General features: G+C 71.4%; 15 protein-coding genes and 2 pseudogenes. 7 read left to right on the plus strand and 10 right to left on the minus strand.

All coding sequences use genetic code 11. The features are described from left to right. The first annotated feature begins 1,212 nt into the window (after positions 1–1,212). The 3 genes from ASG70_RS14495 (at position 1,213) to ASG70_RS14510 (ending at position 4,558) form a co-directional block, all read left to right on the plus strand. Positions 1,213–1,800: a hypothetical protein gene (locus ASG70_RS14495; RefSeq protein WP_156400025.1), complete on the plus strand. Its 588-nt coding sequence runs from the start codon at positions 1,213–1,215 to the stop codon at positions 1,798–1,800. A gap of 442 nt (positions 1,801–2,242) precedes the next feature. Continuing rightward, positions 2,243–2,998, plus strand: a complete 756-nt coding sequence (locus ASG70_RS14500; protein WP_056884572.1) for a class I SAM-dependent methyltransferase — start codon at positions 2,243–2,245, stop codon at positions 2,996–2,998. 744 nt (positions 2,999–3,742) lie between these two features. Next, the gene (locus ASG70_RS14510) at positions 3,743–4,558 is read left to right on the plus strand and encodes a DMT family transporter (protein WP_056884574.1); all 816 of its coding nucleotides are present in this window, start codon (positions 3,743–3,745) and stop codon (positions 4,556–4,558) included. Positions 4,559–4,590: 32 nt separating this feature from the next. Here ASG70_RS14510 and ASG70_RS14515 read toward each other — a convergent pair whose 3' ends face one another. Together ASG70_RS14515 and ASG70_RS14520 are read right to left on the minus strand one after the other, a co-directional pair. Continuing rightward, on the minus strand, positions 4,591–4,995 hold the full coding sequence (locus ASG70_RS14515) for a hypothetical protein (protein WP_156400026.1): 405 nt from the start codon (positions 4,993–4,995) through the stop codon (positions 4,591–4,593). A gap of 131 nt (positions 4,996–5,126) precedes the next feature. Beyond that, on the minus strand, positions 5,127–6,305 hold the full coding sequence (locus tag ASG70_RS14520; RefSeq protein WP_082590832.1) for a serine hydrolase: 1,179 nt from the start codon (positions 6,303–6,305) through the stop codon (positions 5,127–5,129). 165 nt (positions 6,306–6,470) lie between these two features. On the opposite strand from ASG70_RS14520, the gene ASG70_RS14525 reads away from it, so the two are divergent. From ASG70_RS14525 to ASG70_RS14535, 3 genes are all read left to right on the plus strand, one after another. After that, positions 6,471–6,920, plus strand: a complete 450-nt coding sequence (locus ASG70_RS14525) for an iron chaperone (protein WP_056884577.1) — start codon at positions 6,471–6,473, stop codon at positions 6,918–6,920. Positions 6,921–6,998: 78 nt separating this feature from the next. Beyond that, on the plus strand, positions 6,999–7,694 hold the full coding sequence (locus ASG70_RS14530) for a DUF1345 domain-containing protein (protein WP_056884819.1): 696 nt from the start codon (positions 6,999–7,001) through the stop codon (positions 7,692–7,694). Positions 7,695–7,909: 215 nt separating this feature from the next. Then, positions 7,910–8,593 carry a phosphatase PAP2 family protein gene (locus ASG70_RS14535; protein ID WP_056884578.1) on the plus strand — a complete coding sequence of 228 codons (684 nt, stop codon included), beginning with the start codon at positions 7,910–7,912 and terminating at the stop codon, positions 8,591–8,593. A 295-nt stretch (positions 8,594–8,888) separates the two neighbouring features. On the opposite strand, the gene ASG70_RS14540 is transcribed toward ASG70_RS14535, so the two are convergent. The 8 genes and pseudogenes from ASG70_RS14540 to ASG70_RS14565 form a co-directional block, all read right to left on the minus strand. Continuing rightward, positions 8,889–10,943, minus strand: coding sequence for a DUF6541 family protein (locus ASG70_RS14540; protein WP_056884579.1), 2,055 nt, complete (start codon positions 10,941–10,943; stop codon positions 8,889–8,891). Continuing rightward, positions 10,940–11,686 (minus strand): ABC transporter ATP-binding protein, encoded by a 747-nt coding sequence (locus ASG70_RS14545; RefSeq protein WP_056884580.1) that lies wholly within the window; start codon positions 11,684–11,686, stop codon positions 10,940–10,942. Before ASG70_RS14545 ends, ASG70_RS14540 begins: the two co-directional genes overlap by 4 nt. Next, a complete protein-coding gene (locus ASG70_RS14550) occupies positions 11,686–12,627 on the minus strand; it encodes an ABC transporter permease (protein WP_082590909.1) in 942 nt (313 codons plus the stop codon). The genes ASG70_RS14545 and ASG70_RS14550 overlap by 1 nt, the downstream gene beginning before the upstream one ends. An 8-nt stretch (positions 12,628–12,635) precedes the next feature. Beyond that, positions 12,636–14,204: a glycosyltransferase gene (locus ASG70_RS14555; RefSeq protein ID WP_369818924.1), complete on the minus strand. Its 1,569-nt coding sequence runs from the start codon at positions 14,202–14,204 to the stop codon at positions 12,636–12,638. Between the two features lie 2 nt (positions 14,205–14,206). Then, positions 14,207–14,522, minus strand: a pseudogene (locus tag ASG70_RS20100) (glycosyltransferase family 2 protein); the annotation flags it as partial. Further along, positions 14,519–14,933: UDP-galactopyranose mutase (locus tag ASG70_RS20105; RefSeq protein ID WP_304437981.1), on the minus strand; the 415-nt coding region annotated here is incomplete at its 5' end. The gene ASG70_RS20105 and the pseudogene ASG70_RS20100, both read right to left, overlap by 4 nt. A 1-nt stretch (position 14,934) precedes the next feature. Continuing rightward, positions 14,935–15,661: pseudogene (locus tag ASG70_RS20110) on the minus strand (FAD-dependent oxidoreductase); the annotation flags it as partial. Next, positions 15,658–16,605, minus strand: a complete 948-nt coding sequence (locus tag ASG70_RS14565; protein ID WP_156400027.1) for a glycosyltransferase — start codon at positions 16,603–16,605, stop codon at positions 15,658–15,660. The gene ASG70_RS14565 and the pseudogene ASG70_RS20110, both read right to left, overlap by 4 nt. Positions 16,606–16,785: 180 nt before the next feature. Here ASG70_RS14565 and ASG70_RS14570 point away from each other — a divergent pair, with 180 nt between their 5' ends. Further along, positions 16,786–17,730, plus strand: coding sequence for a glycosyltransferase (locus ASG70_RS14570; protein ID WP_056884583.1), 945 nt, complete (start codon positions 16,786–16,788; stop codon positions 17,728–17,730). Positions 17,731–17,732 lie beyond the last annotated feature (2 nt).

The raw sequence follows: 17,732 nt of genomic DNA on the forward strand, positions 1-17,732 counted from the left end.
CCCTTGTCGGCCATCAGCAACGTATTTCACGCGTGAACTATCCGCACGGTGGGCGGCACCCGGTGACAACACTCTGACCGAACAGGTGACACGACAAGCGCTTTGCCGCTTCCCGTTCGAAGACCGCCTGACCCGCTCGTTCACGCAAAGACGACCCGACCACTGCGGTCCTGTGCACCGCCGGATTGACCTTCGCGAAACCCTTCGACCCCCGCCTGGGCATCGCATCAACTACTGGCAGAGGACCCCCATCCCGTTGCAACGGCCACAGAGGCCCCGAGGACCACAAGGGCCCACACCTTCATCGACCAGTTTCGGAACCACCTCAAAGCAGGTACCTCACCACCCACGGAATCACCGCGTGTCTGTGGATCAGCAGTCGTACTCATCTCGGCATGAGAGGACGTTCAGCCCGGCCAAGCTCCTGGGTTTCGGTGAGGAGTTTCTTCACTGGTTCAAGGCCGCGGCTCCGCCGCGGCGGCGTGGGACCCCGCGCTGGGGCCCCACGCTGCGGGCGGCGCTGGCGCGCCGTCCTCGCGCACCCCACCGCACCCCACGCCCACGCACAAGAGCAGCGCCCCGGACCAGTACCAGGACTCTGCTCTCAGCTCAGGCGACCATCACCGCTACTGCGCTGGTGACGGCAGGGGCCGGCGCGTGCCTGGCTGCCGCAAGCCCCCAGCCCTCACCCCACACCCAACTTCCGTCCTCAGACCCGTTCGGCGGGCTCCCGTACCGGCATCGCAGCCGGACACCTCCCAGCCGTCCGAGCTCGAGGTCACTGCGCAGGCCCGCGTGCCTCGGTACGGCTGCTGTGGCGCAGGGGTGGCACACCAGTTTGAAAATGGTCCTCGGAGCACGTCAGCGAACGACCACCAACTGAGCACGAATTGGCTCAGATCGCCGTCTGTCCTGCGACTTCCGGACGTCTCATAATCCGTCGGTCGTCGGTTCAAGCCCGACCTGCCCCACCAGACGCGTGTATGACTTCGGCTGATGTCGGACGTTTGGTCTTCGGTTGATGCCTGACGGTGGTTCGCCTGATGGTTGACAGTTGTTTCGGCTGATCCTTTGACACAGACGGACATGTCGCGGTCGAGTTGCATCCAATGAGACAACACCGAATGCGCGGCATGTGAGCGCCTTTCATCACATACCCCGAAGGACCTGCGCCTCTACCTCACCCGCGCATGGTGAGAGATCGTGCGAGTGATGAAGGAGGTCGGCATGTTCGGTCGTGTCCTTCGAGTCGTCGCCGTGGGGTTGCTGACGCTGTTCGGCACTCTCGCCGGGCTCTTCATCGCAGGCGAGACGTTTGCCGACCCCGGTGGGTGGGAAGCCGTGGTCCTCACCGCCGCATGGGCCCTGCCCCTGATCGCGCTGAGTGTCTTGGCGCTGGTGTGGCCCGGCCGGAGCTCGAAGGTGCTCCCTGTCGTGCTGGCGCTGGTGGCTGGGTGGGTGATCGTGGACGCTCTCGCCCACGTCATCGACCGAGACGTCCGGGGTCCGGTCGGTGTCGTCTCCATGTTCGCGGTCTTGATCCCTTGCGGCCTGCTGGGTGTCCACCGAGCGGCTGAAGCCGGGTGGCTTCTGCTGGCCGGTGCCGCCGCGCAGTTCGTGGCGACCGTGGCAAGCATGGACCGTGCTGGCGGACAGAGTCTGTGGTCCGCCTTCGGCGGGTCGACAGGGGTGATGGTTCTGCCGTTCCTGGTGCTGGCGATGGTCTTCCTGGCGGTCGCCGCAGCCGAGAGGTGGACCGACGGCGCTGGCGGCACGCAGAGACTCGGCCACGCCCACTGAGACAACCGGCCTAGCGCCCGCCGCCCAAGCGTCCCTGGGTGGGGACCTTTCCTCGACTTCGTCGGGGCCCTACCCTTGTCACGAGTGCATCTGATGCCTCGACTTGGGAGGTCCGATGGCTGCTCCTTCACCGGCTGGTCCGCCGAGGCTGCCCATGATGACGCCACTGAAGCTCGATGAATACCCCACCCACCCCTTGCGGGATCATCTCCTGACCTTGGGTGCGGCCGTTCTTTTCATCGCCTTCGCGGTGGCACTGAGCCGCTGAGACCCCTGCTCCCGTATCCCGAGATCGCACCTAGGTGGTCTGCAGACGGGCGCGCGCGGATCGCGGCATGGTCGCACGTTTGCCCTCATGAAAATCCGATCGTTGACTGGGCCGCCGCGCTGATCTACTGGAGGCAGCATTTCTGAATCTGCCGAGCTGACGGAGGTGGTTGTGGTGGCGGGCTACGGCGCGCTCGCAGAGGTCTACGAGTGGCTCATCTCCGATGCGAAAGCGACCCCGTCCGCATTCGCTTCCGCGTTCGACGACGTGGTCACGCTCCTTCCGCCCAACGCCCGGGTCCTCGACTCCTCGTGCGGCACCGGACAACTGGCGGTCGGCCTCGCCGGCCTGGGCATGCGGGTGGTGGCGACCGACGCCAGCGCCGCGATGGTCCGTCGCACTGCGGAGCTGGCTGACGAACTCGGTGCATCGTTGCGAACGGTTCGCGCCGCCTGGAATGAGTTGCCTGATCATTTCGACGACGCGAGCTTCCACATGGTGTTCTGCGTCGGCAACTCGCTGCACCATGCAGAGGGGGCCCGAGCCAGGTCAGCTGCACTGGAGTCGATGTCGCGGCTGCTGCGTCCCGGCGGACGGTTGGTTCTCACGTCACGCAACTGGGAGCTCGTGCGCGCCGGTGGGTCCCGGCTGGACATCCGGGATCGACTGGTGCGAAGGAATGACCGCGATGCTGTCGTCGCTTATCGCTGGGAAATCCCGGAGCACTGGGAACAGGAGCACCACATCGAGATAGCCGTCGCGAGGCTCGGGGCCGATGGATCGGTCGATGTCTGCTCTGAGCTGTTGTCGTCGTGGCCATATCGGTATGAGGACCTCACCTTGGAAATGCAGGGCGTCGGACTCACGGTCGAGAGAAGCACCTTCGACCCGCAGGCCGAGAACTACATGGTCGTGGCGACCAAGGAGTAGGCAACGGCCTCCATACCCGAGCCCACCTGGAGTCGACCGAACCGTGCGCGCGCATCGGCATGGTGTCTCCACGTGTCCTATCCCGTGCAGCCATCACGTCAGCCGTCGCACCCGACCTGGCGTCCCTCCCACCACTGCTCGTCGATGAGGACGAACAGGCGGCTCGTCGTCGAGATATGACAATCCGCCGGGAGCGGACCCCCGTCGAAGGCGATGAGTGGGGCGAGGTCATGACGCCCTAGCGAATCAGGGCGTCCCGAGGTTGTCGTGAAGGTCAGCGACCCATCCGTGGCTCGGTCTACATCGCAGGCAGTCAGGCCCTTGCCACGGAACTGCTCGGCGTTGGTCAGCAGCAGCTTGGGAGCATCCGAGATGGCTCCCCCGTCACAGCTCGTGGGGGTGGTTGGCGGGGCTACCGACGAGGCATGTCTCGCGCCCTCGCCCTGCGCGCCTGAGCAACTGGCGAGGATCCAAGCCGCGGCGATGACCCAGGCGCCGCGATCACTCCTTGCACGGCGCATGCTTTCCCCCACCTCAAACGCCCCTGCTTCCGCCACCACCATCGTCGCGGAACGCAGAACGAACCGCAGCCAAACCGCCGATACCTGAGTCGCGAGCACTACACGCGAGCGGGAGCCTGCCCAGCTTGGACCTGACTCCGTTAACGGACTTTCACCCCCCCGTGCGCTCGGTGTCCGCATTCGTATCGCGGCGGGCCAGAACGCAGCCACGCAGCTCTCGGTCGTGAGCAGACGGCACGCCCTCTCGACGCCGGCGACCTTCCTCATGTGGCGCTTCGGGATCGGCGCTGCGGTCCTGCTCCTGTTCCGTCCTGGCGCCCTCTTCCGCCTCAGTCGAGCTGAAGGCAGGCACGGGATGGTCCTGGGAGGCGCCTTGGCCGCAGGCTTCCTGTTGCAGACCACCGGCCTGCAACACACTCCAGCAGGGCTGTCCGGGTTCCTGACCGGTGCCGCCGTCGTCCTCACCCCGGTCGTCGCGGCGCTGGTGTTCGAGGAGCACGTCGGTCGGACAGGCTGGCAGGCAGTCGCCCGGTCCACGGCCGGGATCGCGGGCATCGCAGAGAGCAGCACAGCGCCATCACTGCTCGGAGCGGCCCTCACCCTCGAGGGTGCAGCTTGCTTCGCCGTCCACATCGCCGGACTCAGCCAGCGGTCGACAGCCGGCAACGTCTTCGGGCTGACCGTGCTGAGTGTCTCGGTGGCGGCCGCCCTGTGCTTCGTCACTGCCATCGTCCGGGGTGTGAGGTTCCCGCCCACGCCGGCCGCGTGGACCTCCGTGCTCTACCTCGGCGTGGTGGCCACGTGCCTCGCCCTCGCCGTCCAGGCCTGGGCGCAGAGCATGTTGACCGCGACGACCACGGCGGGCACGATGACGATGGAACCCGTGTTCGCAGCGGTGATCGCCGTCGCTGCCGGCGAGAGGGCTCTGGGGTGGCTCGGCTGGTTGGGCGGGTTGCTCGTGGTGGCCGGTATGGCGGTGGCAGAGCTGGGCCCGCGCGCCTGCTGCGACGCGGCCACCCCAACCGTCGGTTGCTGCTGAGTTCGGCTGTGCTGCAACGGATGCGGCTGTCGTCACCTGAGTGGGTCGAACTCGAGGGCACGCGCGCGTGCGGCCAGGGATGCCGCGCAGGTCGCAGAATTGGTGGGTCCGACCAGGGTCAGCGCGGCCACCGCGCACTGGCCGGTCAACGAGGTCACGAGCAGCTGCGAGCTGCTCTCCAGGAACCTGTCGGTCGCTGGTCGGATGAGGGCCGCAGACCGGTTCTGCAGGCCGGTCATGACGGCCAGCGCCGTGAGGACGACCACGCCGGCGATGGCCCAGGGGCTGGGCTGGGCGGCGTCTCGCGGTCCAGCGTCAGGCGACTGCGTGCGCTCCACCGTCCTGGCGGCGCGGGGTTGCCACGAAGGGCCGAGGTCGCTCACGTCCAACGCGGGGCGCGCGAACTCGGTGAGGTAGAGGTCTTCGAACGCAATCACGGTGTCACCCCGCTGGTGCCAGCTCCCCGGCACCACGAGACGCTGGCCGCTGGGGACCGCGCAGGTGGTGTCGTCCCAGTGTGGTCGCCGCCTGAGGCGGCAGCACCGTCCATCCGACGTAGTGCGCGTCCTCAGAGGCAGCCGCGGATGGCCTCGACGAGGGCTGCCCAGCGCGGGTCGCCGTGGGGTCCGATGTTGCGCATCCTGCTGCAGACGTAGCCGAACGCCACTTGGTGCTCGGTGTCGGCGATGCCGAGCCGTGCCCCGGCACCGGTGTGCCCGAAGGAGCTCGGCCCGAACCCCGGCATGCTCGGCGAGGCCAGCTGGTAGCCCAGGCCGAAGCGGATGTCCGGCCCCGCCGTGCCGCTCTCGATGAGGGTCTCGACGTCGTCCGTGCGGGGCGTGAGGGCCAGCTCCAAGGTCGATTCGTCCACGAGGCGGGTCCCGTCGACGGGACCGAGCACGGCGGCATACATCGTGGCGAGCGCCCGGGCGTTGGTGATCGCACCGATGCCCGGCCGCTCGGCGGCGTAGTGGGCGCGCACCTCCTGCGGGTCGGTGAAGTCAGGGTCCATCGGCGGGTTCTCGCGCAGGAACGCCAGCCTCCGTGCGGCATAGGAGCCCGGCTCGGCATCCTCCTCGCCGGTCGGTGCCATCGGGCTCGCCTGCTCCCACAGCCCGGGCACCACCCGGCCGTCGAGCTCCGCGGGCAGGCCCATCCACATCTCGACGCCGAGGGGCTCGGCAACCATCCGGCGGACGTGGGACGCGATCGTGGAACCCGTTGCGCGGCGGACGATCTCGTCGAGCAAGGTCCCGTAGGTCACAGGGTGGTAGGCCATCGCCGTGCCGGGCTCCCACAGCGGTTCTGCGGCGGCGAGCGCCCGGGTGACCGCCTCGCCGCGGTGCAGGTCGAGGCCCTGCAGCCCCGTGCCGAGCGGTGGGTATGGCAGGCCCACGGTGTGGGAGGCGACCATCCCGACCGTGGCACGCTCCTTGCCGTTGACCGCGAACTCGGGCCAGTAGGTGCCCACGCGCTCGTCGGGGTCGATCCGCCCCTGCTGGACCAGCATCGCCAGCACCGTCGCGGTGATCCCCTTGCTGCAGGAGGCGACCATCATCAGGCCGTCGCGGGGCATCGCCCGCCGGTTCACGACGTCCTCCCCACCCCACAGGTCAGCGACGAGCCGACCCCCGTGGAACACCGCCACTGCCGCGGCGTCCTCCCCCGGGTCCTGGAAGTTGCGACGGAAGGCGTCGCCCACAGCGCCATACCCCTGTTCGACGAACCCCTCCGGCTCCAGATCCATGCCACCGACAGTAGCCGTGTGGCGGAGGCGCACGGTCGGTCGAGGTCGCTCCCGACCCGGGCTCAAGTCGAGCAGGAATCGAGAAGCACCGGTCGGCTCCGGGGTCCTAGCCTCTCCAGGGGAGGGCGGCAGACCGCCGCCACACCACCGAGAGGGGAGCGCCAGATGCCCACGAAGACGACCACGACCGAGACGGACGGCTTCAGCGCCCAGGAGCGCGCGGCCATGAAGGAACGAGCTGCCGAGCTGCGCGCCGCGGGCAAGAAGGGCGCCAAGGCAGCCGACGGCCTCGACGCGCTGCTCGAGCGCATCGCGCAGATGGACCCCGACGACCGCGCCCTTGCAGAGCGCGTCCACGTGGCGGTGACCACGGCAGCTCCCGGCCTGCTGCCCAAGACCTGGTACGGCATGCCCGCCTACGCCAACGAGGACGGCAAGGTCGTGGTCTTCTTCCAGGACTCCGGCAAGTTCGGCTACCGCTACTCCACGCTCGGTTTCCAGGACGCCGCCAACCTCGACGACGGCGACCTCTGGCCGGTGTCCTACGCACTGATGAGGTGGAGCCCGTCCGTGGAGGAGCGCGTGACCGAGCTGGTGCGGGCCGCCGTCTCCTGAGCAGGGGCAACGATCTGCGGTGAGGACCCCACGGTGTGTCGCCTCCACGACGGGGCGCGCACGGACTACACCGGGACCGTGACCGACCGACCGCCTCGCCGCAACCACGCGGGCGAACCCCGCCTGCCCGCAGCCATCGCCGTGGTCGTAGCCATCGCGTTGTACGCCGCGCTGCCCGAGGGCCTGCACCTCGGCCCCCGGATCGCGGTGCCGGTGCTCGAGGTCGTCCTGTTCCTCCCGCTCGTCGCCGCGAACCCCCGCCGCATGACCCGGGAGAACCGGTGGCTGCGCAACCTGTCGATCGCCCTGGTGCTGCTCATCGCGGCCACCAATGCCGCATCCCTGGTCCTGCTCGTCGACGCCCTGGTCAGCGGTCAGGCCAAGCAGGGGCCTCGCCTCCTGCTGGCGGCCGGGCAGGTGTGGTTGACCAACGTCATCGTCTTCGCGCTGGCCTACTGGGAGCTGGACCGAGGCGGCCCGGTGACCCGTAGCCGGCAGCCGCGTCCTCGCCTACCCGTGGCGGACTTCCGGTTCCCGCAGGACGAGGACCACGACGCCATCACCGAGGTCGCCGCTCGCTCCGCCGCCAGGTCGGGGTGGACGCCCGGCTTCATCGACTACCTCTACGTGTCGGTCACCAACTCCTCCGCCTTCAGCCCCACCGACACCATGCCGCTCTCGCCTCGCGCCAAGATGCTCATGGCAGTGGAGTCCGTGTCGGCCCTCATGCTCTCGGTGCTGGTGATCTCGCGCGGCGTGAGCCTGCTGCAGTAGCAGTGTCCTCAGCCGGTTCTCAGCCGGTCCTCAGGCCGCGCGGGCAGGTTCGCGTGTCGTGCCGCTCGCCCGCGCGAGGACCCGCCTCCGGCTATAGCCTGCGCTCACGCCCGGGCACGACCGCCCTGGGTCGACCCGGCTCGAGCCCGACCCGCTCGAGCACCACCGGCTCGAGCCCACCCAGCTCTGGCCACTGCTGACGAGGGAAGTTCCGCGTGCCGTTCCTCACCCGATACTCCGATGACCAGAGCACCCCCGGCATCGGCGAGGCGCTGCGCGACGCGGCCCTGCGAGCCGTTGCCCCGGCCGTCCTTTTGTGGGCGGCCATCGTCGGCATCGGCGAGCTGATCCGCGGCCCCCTCGGCGGCCTCAACAGCGAGAACGCCGTGAGCCGCGACGTGCAGAAGACGCGCACGCCCACCTGGGACGACATCACCGCCGTCTGGTCGCACATCGGCAACACCGAGATCGTCATCGGCGTCTGCGTGGTCGCGGTCGCGATCCTCTGGTGGCGCACCCGGCAGTGGTGGGTGGCGGTCACGCCTGCGCTCGCCATCGCCCTGCAGGCAACGGTTTTCGTCATCGCCACGACCGTGGTCGGCCGGCAGCGCCCCACCGTGCCGCACCTCGACCCGGCGCCACCCACGTCGAGCTACCCGAGCGGGCACGTGGGCGCATCGACCGCGCTCTACGTCACCTTCGCCCTGCTCGCCCAGCGCATCGAGCGGTCTTGGCTGCGCCGGGTGCTCACGACGCTGTTCCTGCTCGTACCCGTGCTCGTGGCCTATGCGCGCCTCTACCGGGGCATGCACCACGTGACCGACATCCTCGTGGGCGCGGTCAACGGGCTGGCCTGCGCGACCCTCGCCTGGGGCTACCTGCGCCGCCGGACGAGCTGAGACCGGCAACCGGGACGGACCGGACACTTCGGGCGGCTGCGGTAAGGAGTGCGTCCCCTCCTGGCAAAGGTCCGGTAAGTCCCATGTCGCCGGTGCCCTCGGCCGCGCTACCTTCGTGAGGTCGGCACCGCCCAGCGCACCCCCACTCCAGCAGCCGAGCCCGCCGACACCGCCCGTCCGAGCTCATCCACTCGCCGGGCCGCGGTCCGACTCGAGGGACGGACCGCAGACCAGCGCTCCCGTCCGCCCTGTGGGTGGACGGGAGCGCTGTCGTCCGCCGGGTGCTCCTGCGGTGTCAGGACGGCCGAGACCCCCGCGGCTCGCAGGCCACGACCCGGTAGAGGGTCAGGCGTCCGCCGCTGTCCACCGGCTCGAAGCCCTGCACGCCCTCGACGGACAGCCCCGCGTACCGGGCCTGTCGCCGGTCCCCGGGCCAGAACGCGACCGTGCCGTCGAGGACGAACCCCACGTGCAGCCGTTCGACAGCCGGGCAGACGCTGGGGTCGGTGGCGGCCTGCTCGAGGTGACCGGCGAGCAGGTCGCGGTCAGTGCCCCAGTCGCCGTTGAGGTGCGGGAACAGGGTGGGCACGCCAGCCACCGGACTCGCCAGCGCCGAGCCGTTCCAAGGGTTCCCGGCCACCACCTGCCCTCTCGGCACCCATCGGGGAAGGCGCTGCAGCAGGGCCAGCTCCGCCGGGCCCGCAAGGCCATGCCCGCCGTACCACGTCGCGACCACGCGGCTGTTGGCGCCGGCGTACGCACCGCCCGTGACGCCCGCGACGAGCACGGCTGCGAGCGCGACGAGGACGCCGTGGCTCAGGCCGTCGGGCAGCCGCAACCGTTCGACGCAGCGCCCGCGCGCGGCGTCGACCACACACTCGAGGCCGAGGGCGGCCAACGGAACCGCCGTCAATCCGAGGAGGGCCGCGAGGCGGAAGGGGTCGTCGTACCAGGGCCCGCTCACCGCGCGGGCCAGCCTCCCGTCGCTCCCGGCGACGAGGACGAACAGCGCCCCCGCGGTGGCGTGGCAGGCCAGGAGCCACCAGTGGTCTCGGCGTCGCAGCGCAGCAGCCGCGCCGACCAGGACGAGGGCAGCGGCGAGCCACGGCACGGGGGTGCGCATGGGGGCGGACAGGAGCCACTCCCCCGCTGCCTGCGCCAGGCTCTGACGTGCCGGCCAGCTCGTGCGCCGGGTCGTGGCGAACACCGGCGACGCCGCGACCAGCCACGCCTCGGCAGACAGCAGCGCCAGACCGGCGGCCGCCACGACCCACCGCAGCCGCCAGGAGACCCGTAGCCGGGCGGCCCAGACGAGGCCGGCGACCGCGCCGAGCACCGTGAGGTAGAACAGCAGGCTGAGCACGGCGTTGGGGTGCGCCAGGACCAGGCCCGGCAGCGTGCCAGCCGCCACGAGGGCAGGTCGGACCCTCTTCCGCGCCGGCAGGCCCAGCACAGGACGCGCCCCGGCCAAGACCTCGGCGTCGATGCCCGCCCCTGCCCTGGCAATCGGCCCGCCGCGCCACACACCCAACACGCAGGCGAGGATGCCCGGCAGCAGGGCGGTCGCCAAGGCGTTGGGCCAGAGCGTGCCGTAGGACAGCAGCAGGAACGGCGTCGCCCCGAAGGCGGCGGACAGCACCCCTGCGGCCACCACCGTGCCCGTCCGTCCTGCGAACGCCTCAGCGGCCAGGGCGGTGCAGGCGAGCGGCCAGAGCACCCCGGCGACGATGACGGACACCGCGGTCACTCCCGCCACCAGCGGCGCCCCGCTCGCCTGCACCACGAGGACCACCACGTCGTGCCACGCCGCCGGGTAGAACACCGAGGCGCGCTCAGGAGCGGCGACCGTGCCGAGCCACAGCGAGGAGGCGTTGCCGGACTCGAGCGCACGCTGGACGGCGTTGAGGTGGAACACCGCGTCGAACGTCTGGGGGAACCGCGCAGGGTCGCCGACACCCCGCACCACCGCTGCCGCCGCGCAGAGACCACCCACGGCAGCGCCGGCGACGCCTGCGACGGTGGCAGGCGCAGGCCGGGTCACCCCACGTACGGTGCGGCGGCTGGGCCGCGCCTGCCCGGCGCGCCACGGTCGGCGACCGAGTCCCGACGAGGCCAGCGCCAGGGCCACCCCGGCCGTGGTCGCCGCGAGCACCGGGACCGGTCCGAAGGGCACTCCCATCCGGCCTGCGAGGACCGCTGTCATCGCGATGGTCGTCACCGACAGCGGCGCCGCCACCCCCAGCGCCAGCGTCCCGCGCAGTCCGGCTGCCCAGGCGATGGCGACCCCCGGGACCAGCAGGACGCCGGCTGCCACCAGCACCACCGGCAGCAGCTCGAGCCATGCGCTCAACCGGCAGCCCTCAGCCGCTCCACCGCGAGCCGGACCGGGCCGTCGGCAACCAGGCGCCCCTGGTCGAGCAGGACCCCTCGGCTGCACAGTCGCTCGACGAGGGGCAGGTCGTGGCTGACGACGACCAGCGTGCGCCCCTCGTGGGCGAGCCGCTCGATGCGGTCGAGGCACTTCGCGCGGAACGCCTCGTCACCGACGGCGAGGATCTCGTCGACGAGGAAGACGTCCGGCTCGGTGTGCACGGCCACGGCGAAGGCGAGCCGCAGGAACATCCCCGAGGAGTAGAACCGCACCTGCGTGTCGAGGAACCGGCCGATGTCGGCGAAGGCCACGATGCCGTCGAAGCGCTCCTGCACCTGCTCGCGCGACAGCCCGAGGATCGCCGCGTTGAGGAAGACGTTCTCCCGCCCGGTGAGGTCGGGGTGGAAGCCGGCACCCACCTCCAGCAGGCCAGCCACCCTGCCGCGCACCCGCACCTGCCCGCTGTCGGGCGCCATCACCCCCGCCAGCAGCTTGAGCAACGTCGACTTGCCAGAACCGTTGCGGCCCAGGAGCGCCAGCGTCTCCCCCGGTTCGATGGTCAGGTCCAACGGGTGCAGTGCCGTGAAGTCGTCGGTGCGCGCCCGCCCCTGCACGGTCCAGACGACGGCTTCCTTGAGGGAATGGGTGTGGCGCAGCCGGAAGTGCTTGGAGACGCCCGACACCTCGACGGCGGCCCGGTCGACGAGGGCGCTGGTGGTCATCACAGCTCCTGCGCGAACCGGCCGGACAGCCGCCCGAACACCCACTGCCCCACGACGACCGTGGACAGGGCGACGAGGAACGCGACGGCGCACCTTCCGCCCAGCCCTGGCGGCATCGCCAACGCGTTGCCCGGCGAGGCCTGCGCCCAGGTGCCCCGGTGGACGAGCTCGACGGCCACGGTGAGCGGGTTGGACTGGTAGAGGCGGAACCACCAGGAGTCGGCGCCCAGGAGGTCTGCCACCCGCTGCCACGGGTAGAGGACCGGGCTCGTCCACACGAGCACCACCAGGACGAGGTCGACGACGTTCTCGACGTCACGGAACAGCACGTTGGCGGCACCCAGCAGCAGCCCGAGCCCCAGCGCGAGGATGCCGGTCAGCCCCAGCCCGGCAAGCAGCGCGACCACCCCGACCGGGTCGGGCGTCCATCCCGCGACCACGGCACCGACCACTAGGACCAGCAGCTGCGGCGCCAGGTGCACGCCCGCGACGGCCAGGCTCGAGACGGGGAAGAGCTCGCGTGGCAGGTAGATCTTGCGCACCAGGTCGGCGTTCGCGACGACCGAGCGGGTGGCGTTGCCGAGGGCTTCGCCGAAGGTGGTCATCACCACGAGACCACCGAACAGGTAGACCGCATAGTCGCCGATGGCATTCTGCCGCAACACCATCCCGAGCCCGATGAAGTAGACGCCGAACTGGACGGCGGGCTTGACGTAGGACCAGCCGAGGCCGAGCACCGACGCCCGGTAGCGGACCCGCAGCTCCTTGCGCACGAGCAGGGAGAGCAGGAACCGGCGGCGTGCGACCTCGCGCAGGCCCCCTCCCCGTCCCTGCACGACGAACGGCGCGCCGGTGTCCGGTTGCCCGAGGTCCGGTTGCCCGAGGTCCGGTTGCCCGAGGTCCGGCTGCACGGCATCCGGCACTCCGGCGGAGGTGCTCATGGTCGAGGTCACCGGACGGCGTCGTCCGGCAGCGGCTGGTCCAGGGTCTTGCGCCACGCGTCGACGCCCACGAGGTCGGGCAGCGCAGCGCGGTACTCGGCCGCCAGCCGCGGCCACTCGCGCAGCAGCCGCCGGTGGACCGCCGTCGACCGGCGTGCCGCGGCGATGACGTGGCGACGGTCGCGCCGGTGCCACGAGACGCCGGTCCCGTCGGTCGTGGAGACCAGGGCGGAGTCGAGCCCGGACAGGGTCCACCAGCCCGCGTCGGCCGAGGCCACCTCGCGGTCCGGCGCCTGCCGGGCCGACTCGGGGACGGGCATGGCCTGACGAGCCACACCACGCACCGCGGCCAGCAGCCGACCCGCGCCGTCCCGTGGCTGCTCGGCGCGCTGGTCCCGCTTGCGAGGCCGTCCCGGTCGCACCGGCGCCAGCTCGCGGGGGTCGGCGACCACCTGCGCGTCGTCGAAGCCGGCGCGACGCGCCCGGACCTCCCCCAGCTTGGTGGGCAGCTGCTCGTGCAGCCTCCCGGGCCCGGCGAGGACGTCGAGCAGCGCCTGCTCGCGCAGGTCGGCGGCCGAGTACTGCATCGCAACGAGGTGCTTGAGCTGGATGGCGAGGCTCTCCCGCACCATCCGGCCGCCGTGCTCGAACGGCGAGTGCAGCAGGGCGGCGACGAAGCGGTTGCGCGCGTGGAAGTAGGCCTGCCAGTCGACCGAGTCGTCCTTGTCCGTCCACGGCACGTGCCACACGGCCGCACCGGGGAGCGACACGGTGGGGTACCCGGCCTCGCGGGCGCGCAGCCCGAACTCAGCGTCGTCCCACTTGATGAAGACCGGCAGCGACAGGCCGACGTCGCGCAGGACCGTGGTCGGGACGAGGCACATCCACCAACCGTTGTAGTCGGCAGCGGACCGGCGGTGCAGCCACGGCGTCGACCGCAGGTTGGAGGTCGACAGGTCGTGGTCGTGGCGCGTGGCGGCCGCCGGGCTCCACCGGAACTGCCACGGCAGCACGCGCTCGGCCCAGGCGTGCAGCACCGAGCGCTCGTACATGGAGAACATGTGGCCGCCGACGACGGTGGGCGTACGCGCGTGGTCGGCGAAGGCGACGGCGCGGGCGATCCCCTCGGGCTCGCAGACGACGTCGTCGTCGAGCAGGAGGACGTGGTCGCTCACCCCGGCGTCCAGGGTCTCCATCATGGCGCGGGCGAAGCCACCCGAGCCGCCCAGGTTGGGCTGTTCCATGACACGCACCCGCGATCCGAGAGCCGTTGCAGCCGTGGGGAACTGCTCGTCGGCGCGGACAGCCTTCGTCCCCTGGTCGACCACCACCACCTCGTCCACGAGGTCGCGCAGCTCCTCCGCCTCGCCGAGCTGGGTCAGCAGGGCCGTGCAGTAGGCGGGGCGGTTGAACGTCGTGATGCCCACCGTGACCGTGCCCCTCCGCGGGGCGTCGGCGCCGGCCAGCCGCTCCCCCGCCAGCCAGTCCGCGGAGTCGAGCACCAGCTCGCCGCGCCCCGCGACGAGGTCGAACCAGTACCACCCGCCGTCGGCGAAGGTGTCCAGTGGCAGCGCCACGNAGCGGTAGACGACCAGCGTCCCGGGACCGGTGGTGCGCACGCACAGCCGGACGCCGGCCAGCGACGACCACCGGCGCCAGTACCCGGCCGGGAAGGCGTTGAAGTACGTCGCGAAGGACACCCGCTCCCCGTGGCCGATGCGGTAGGAGCGCCGGCTGAGCACCTGGTCGGGGTTCTGGTCGTAGGGCACCGGCACCGTCGTCCCGTCCTCCACCGCGACCGGCACCTGCTGGCCGTCGACGTAGAGCGGCAGCACGTCGAGGTCGCCGTCGGTTGGGAACACCACGCGGGCGAGCGGGCGGTCGGAGGTCGTCATGACGCCACCCCCGCGGACGCCGACACCTCGCGCCCGCGCCGTGGCCGCGGACGGGTGTGCACCAGCGAGGCGAGGTCGTCGACCAGCCGCAACGCGGAGGCGATCGCCATGTGCATGTCGAGGTACTGGTAGGTCCCGAGCCGCCCGCCGAAGGCCACTCCGCGGCCCTGTTCGTCGGCGACGAGCTCGCGGTAGGCGAGCAGCCGGCGACGGTCCTCGGAGGTGTTGACGGGGTAGTAGGGCTCGTCGCCGGGGCCGGCAGCCCTCGAACGCTCGCGCACCACCACCGTCCGGTCGCTGCGGTAGTCACGCTCTGGGTGGAAGTGGCGGAACTCCAGGATGCGGGTGAAGTCGACGTCGGCATCGGCGTAGTTCATGACCGGCGCGCCCTGGAAGTCGCCTACCGGCAGCNCGACCGGGCCCGTGTAGACGACCGGGACCTGGCCGGTCACCGCCTCCCGCGACAAGCCGTGGTCGTCGGCGAGGAAGTCGACGCCGAGGTGCACCGAGATGCGCGGGTGGTCGGCCATGCGGGTCAGCCACGCGGCGTACCCGTCGACCGGGAGGCCCTCGTAGCGGTCGTTGAAGTAGCGGTTGTCGTAGGTGTAGCGCACCGGCAGCCGGCTGATGACCTCCGCCGGCAGCTCCCGCGGGTCGGTCTGCCACTGCTTGGCGGTGTAGTCGCGGATGAACGCCTCGTAGAGGGGGCGCCCGATGAGCGAGATCGCCTTCTCCTCGAGGTTGCGCGGCTCCCCCGTCAGCTCGGCAGCCTGCGAGGCCACCAGGTCACGAGCCGCCTGAGGCCCGAGGTTGGCGCTGAAGAACTGGTTGAGGGTGCCGAGGTTGATCGGCAGCGGGTAGACCTCGCCGTGGTGCACGGTCCAGACGCGGTGCTGGTAGGCGGTGAAGGCCGTGAACCGGTTGACGTACTCCCAGACCCGCTCGTTGGAGGTGTGGAACAGGTGCGCGCCGTAGCGGTGCACCTCGATGCCGGTGTCGGGGTCGGTCTCGCTCCAGGCGTTGCCGCCGACGTGGTCACGGCGCTCGACCACCGCGACGTCGAGCCCGCGCTCGGCCGCCTGCTCGGCGACCGTCAGCCCGAACAGGCCCGAGCCGACGACAACGAGGTCCGCCCTCATGCGAGCTCCCGCCCGGCGCCGGGCCGCGTATCCAGCCGGGGCTCCGGCCGGGTGCACGACTGCGTGTCCTGTCGGTGCCCCAGTGGACCGGCCTCTCGCTCGACCGTCTCGCCGAGAGTCCCCGCCTCGATGGTGAACCGGTTGCGGTACAACGACTTCCGCAGCCCGACAGGGATGACCCGGTACCCACCGCGGACCGCGATGTTGCGGGCCATCTCCGCGCGGGAGGTGAAGCCCTCCGCCCGCAGCCGCCGCTGGAGCCCCAGCTCCGAGCGCAGCAGCCGGAGCCCACCGCGGCGCTGGTAGGAGCCGGCGTCGACGCGGTAGAGCACCAGCGGCTCGGGCAGGTTGGCGACCACCGACCCGGACTCGATCATGCGCGTGAAGAGCCAGTAGTCCTCCAGCAGCGGCAGCTCCCGGTAGCCGCCGGCCTGCAGCACCGCCGACCGCCGGTAGACCACCGTCGGGTGGTTGAACGGGCTGCGCAGGCGGGCCTCCACGGCGATCCCGGCCGGGTCGGTGGGCGGCACGCGCAGCAGGCCCGCGACGGGGGTCGACTCGCCGAACTCGCGCATCCCCGCGCCCACGAGGTCGGCGCCCGCCTCCACCAGCGGCAGCTGGACGGCGAACCGGTGCGGCAGGCTGATGTCGTCGGCGTCCATCCGCGCGACGACCTCGTGGGAGCAGGCCGACAGCCCGCACTGCAGTGCCTGGGCGAGGCCGACGTTGTGCTTCAGGCGCAGCCGTCGCACGGGCACCGGGCTGGCGGACTCGAGGCGCTCGAGGGCCGAGGCGAGCTCGGGCCCGACGTGGCCGTCCTGGACGACGACCACCTCCGACGGTCGTCGCACCTGCTCGTGGACCGTGCTCTGGAACGACCGTGCGAGGTGGTCGGCGCGGTCGCCGCGGTAGACGGGCAGCAGCAAGGAGAAGGGAGTGCTCACGCCGGCGACGCTAGGGAGGGTGCGCGACGCGACGGTGAACTCGCCGTGACCACGAGGCGGAGCGTGCGCCAAGGACCGGGGCGACGCCGGGAGGCCCGACACCGCAACGGCACCCGGCGTTCACCTGCCCGGCCCCTGCCGTGTGTCCGGTGGGCGCCTGCCGCTCCTAGCCTGCCTGGCGTGAGAGCTCGCCAGCCGCGCGTGGTCTGCGTCGTCGTCACCTGTGACCGGGTCGCCCTGCTGACCCGGTGCCTCGAGGCCGTCGCCGCCCAGCACCACCGCCCCGACCACCTCGTCGTGGTGGACAACGGCACCGAACCGGGCGTGGCCGACGCGTTGGCACAGGCGTTGGCAGGCAGCGGGACCCAGCACACGCTCCTGCGCTCCGAGACCAACCTCGGCGGGGCGGGCGGCTACGCGTACGGCGTCCTCGCGGCCCGGGCGCTCGGTGCGGACTGGGTGTGGCTCGCCGACGACGACGGCCGCCCCGGCTCCCCGTACACCCTCGGACGGCTGCTGACGTGCGCCGCCGACCACGCCCTCGACGTCGTGTCCCCGCTCGTGGTCGACGAGGACGACCCCGACCGGCTGGCGTTCCCGCTGCGCCGGGGGCTGACCTGGGTGCGCCGCCGCGACCGGCTCGGCACCGACGTGCTCGTGCCGGACGTCGCCAACCTCTTCAACGGCGCGCTGTTCTCCGCCCGGGCGCTCGACGTGGTCGGCGTCCCGGACCCGCGGCTGTTCGTCCGCGGGGACGAGGTCGAGATCCACCGGCGGCTGCGTCGCAGCCGGCTGCGGTTCGGCACGTGCAGCCCCGCCACCTACCTGCACCCGGCCGGCCACGACGACTGGGCGCCGCTGGCCGGGGGCCGGCTCACCGTCCTCGTGCCCCGGGACACCACCCGGCGCGAGCGCACGTTCCGCAACCTGGGCTACCTCACCGCACAGCCGGGGCTGCGGTGGCGCCGCTGGCCGGACGAGGCGCGCTACGCCTGGTACTTCCTGCTGCAGCGCCGCGACGTCGACGGCTGGCAGCAGTGGCGGACGCTGTCCGGGCAGGGCCGTCGAGAGGACTTCAGGCCGTTGCCGACTGCCCCTGCGCGACGGGGCGTCGACGCCGCCTGAGC

Source organism: Phycicoccus sp. Soil748 (genome assembly GCF_001428025.1).
Classification (GTDB): Bacteria; Actinomycetota; Actinomycetes; order Actinomycetales; family Dermatophilaceae; genus Pedococcus.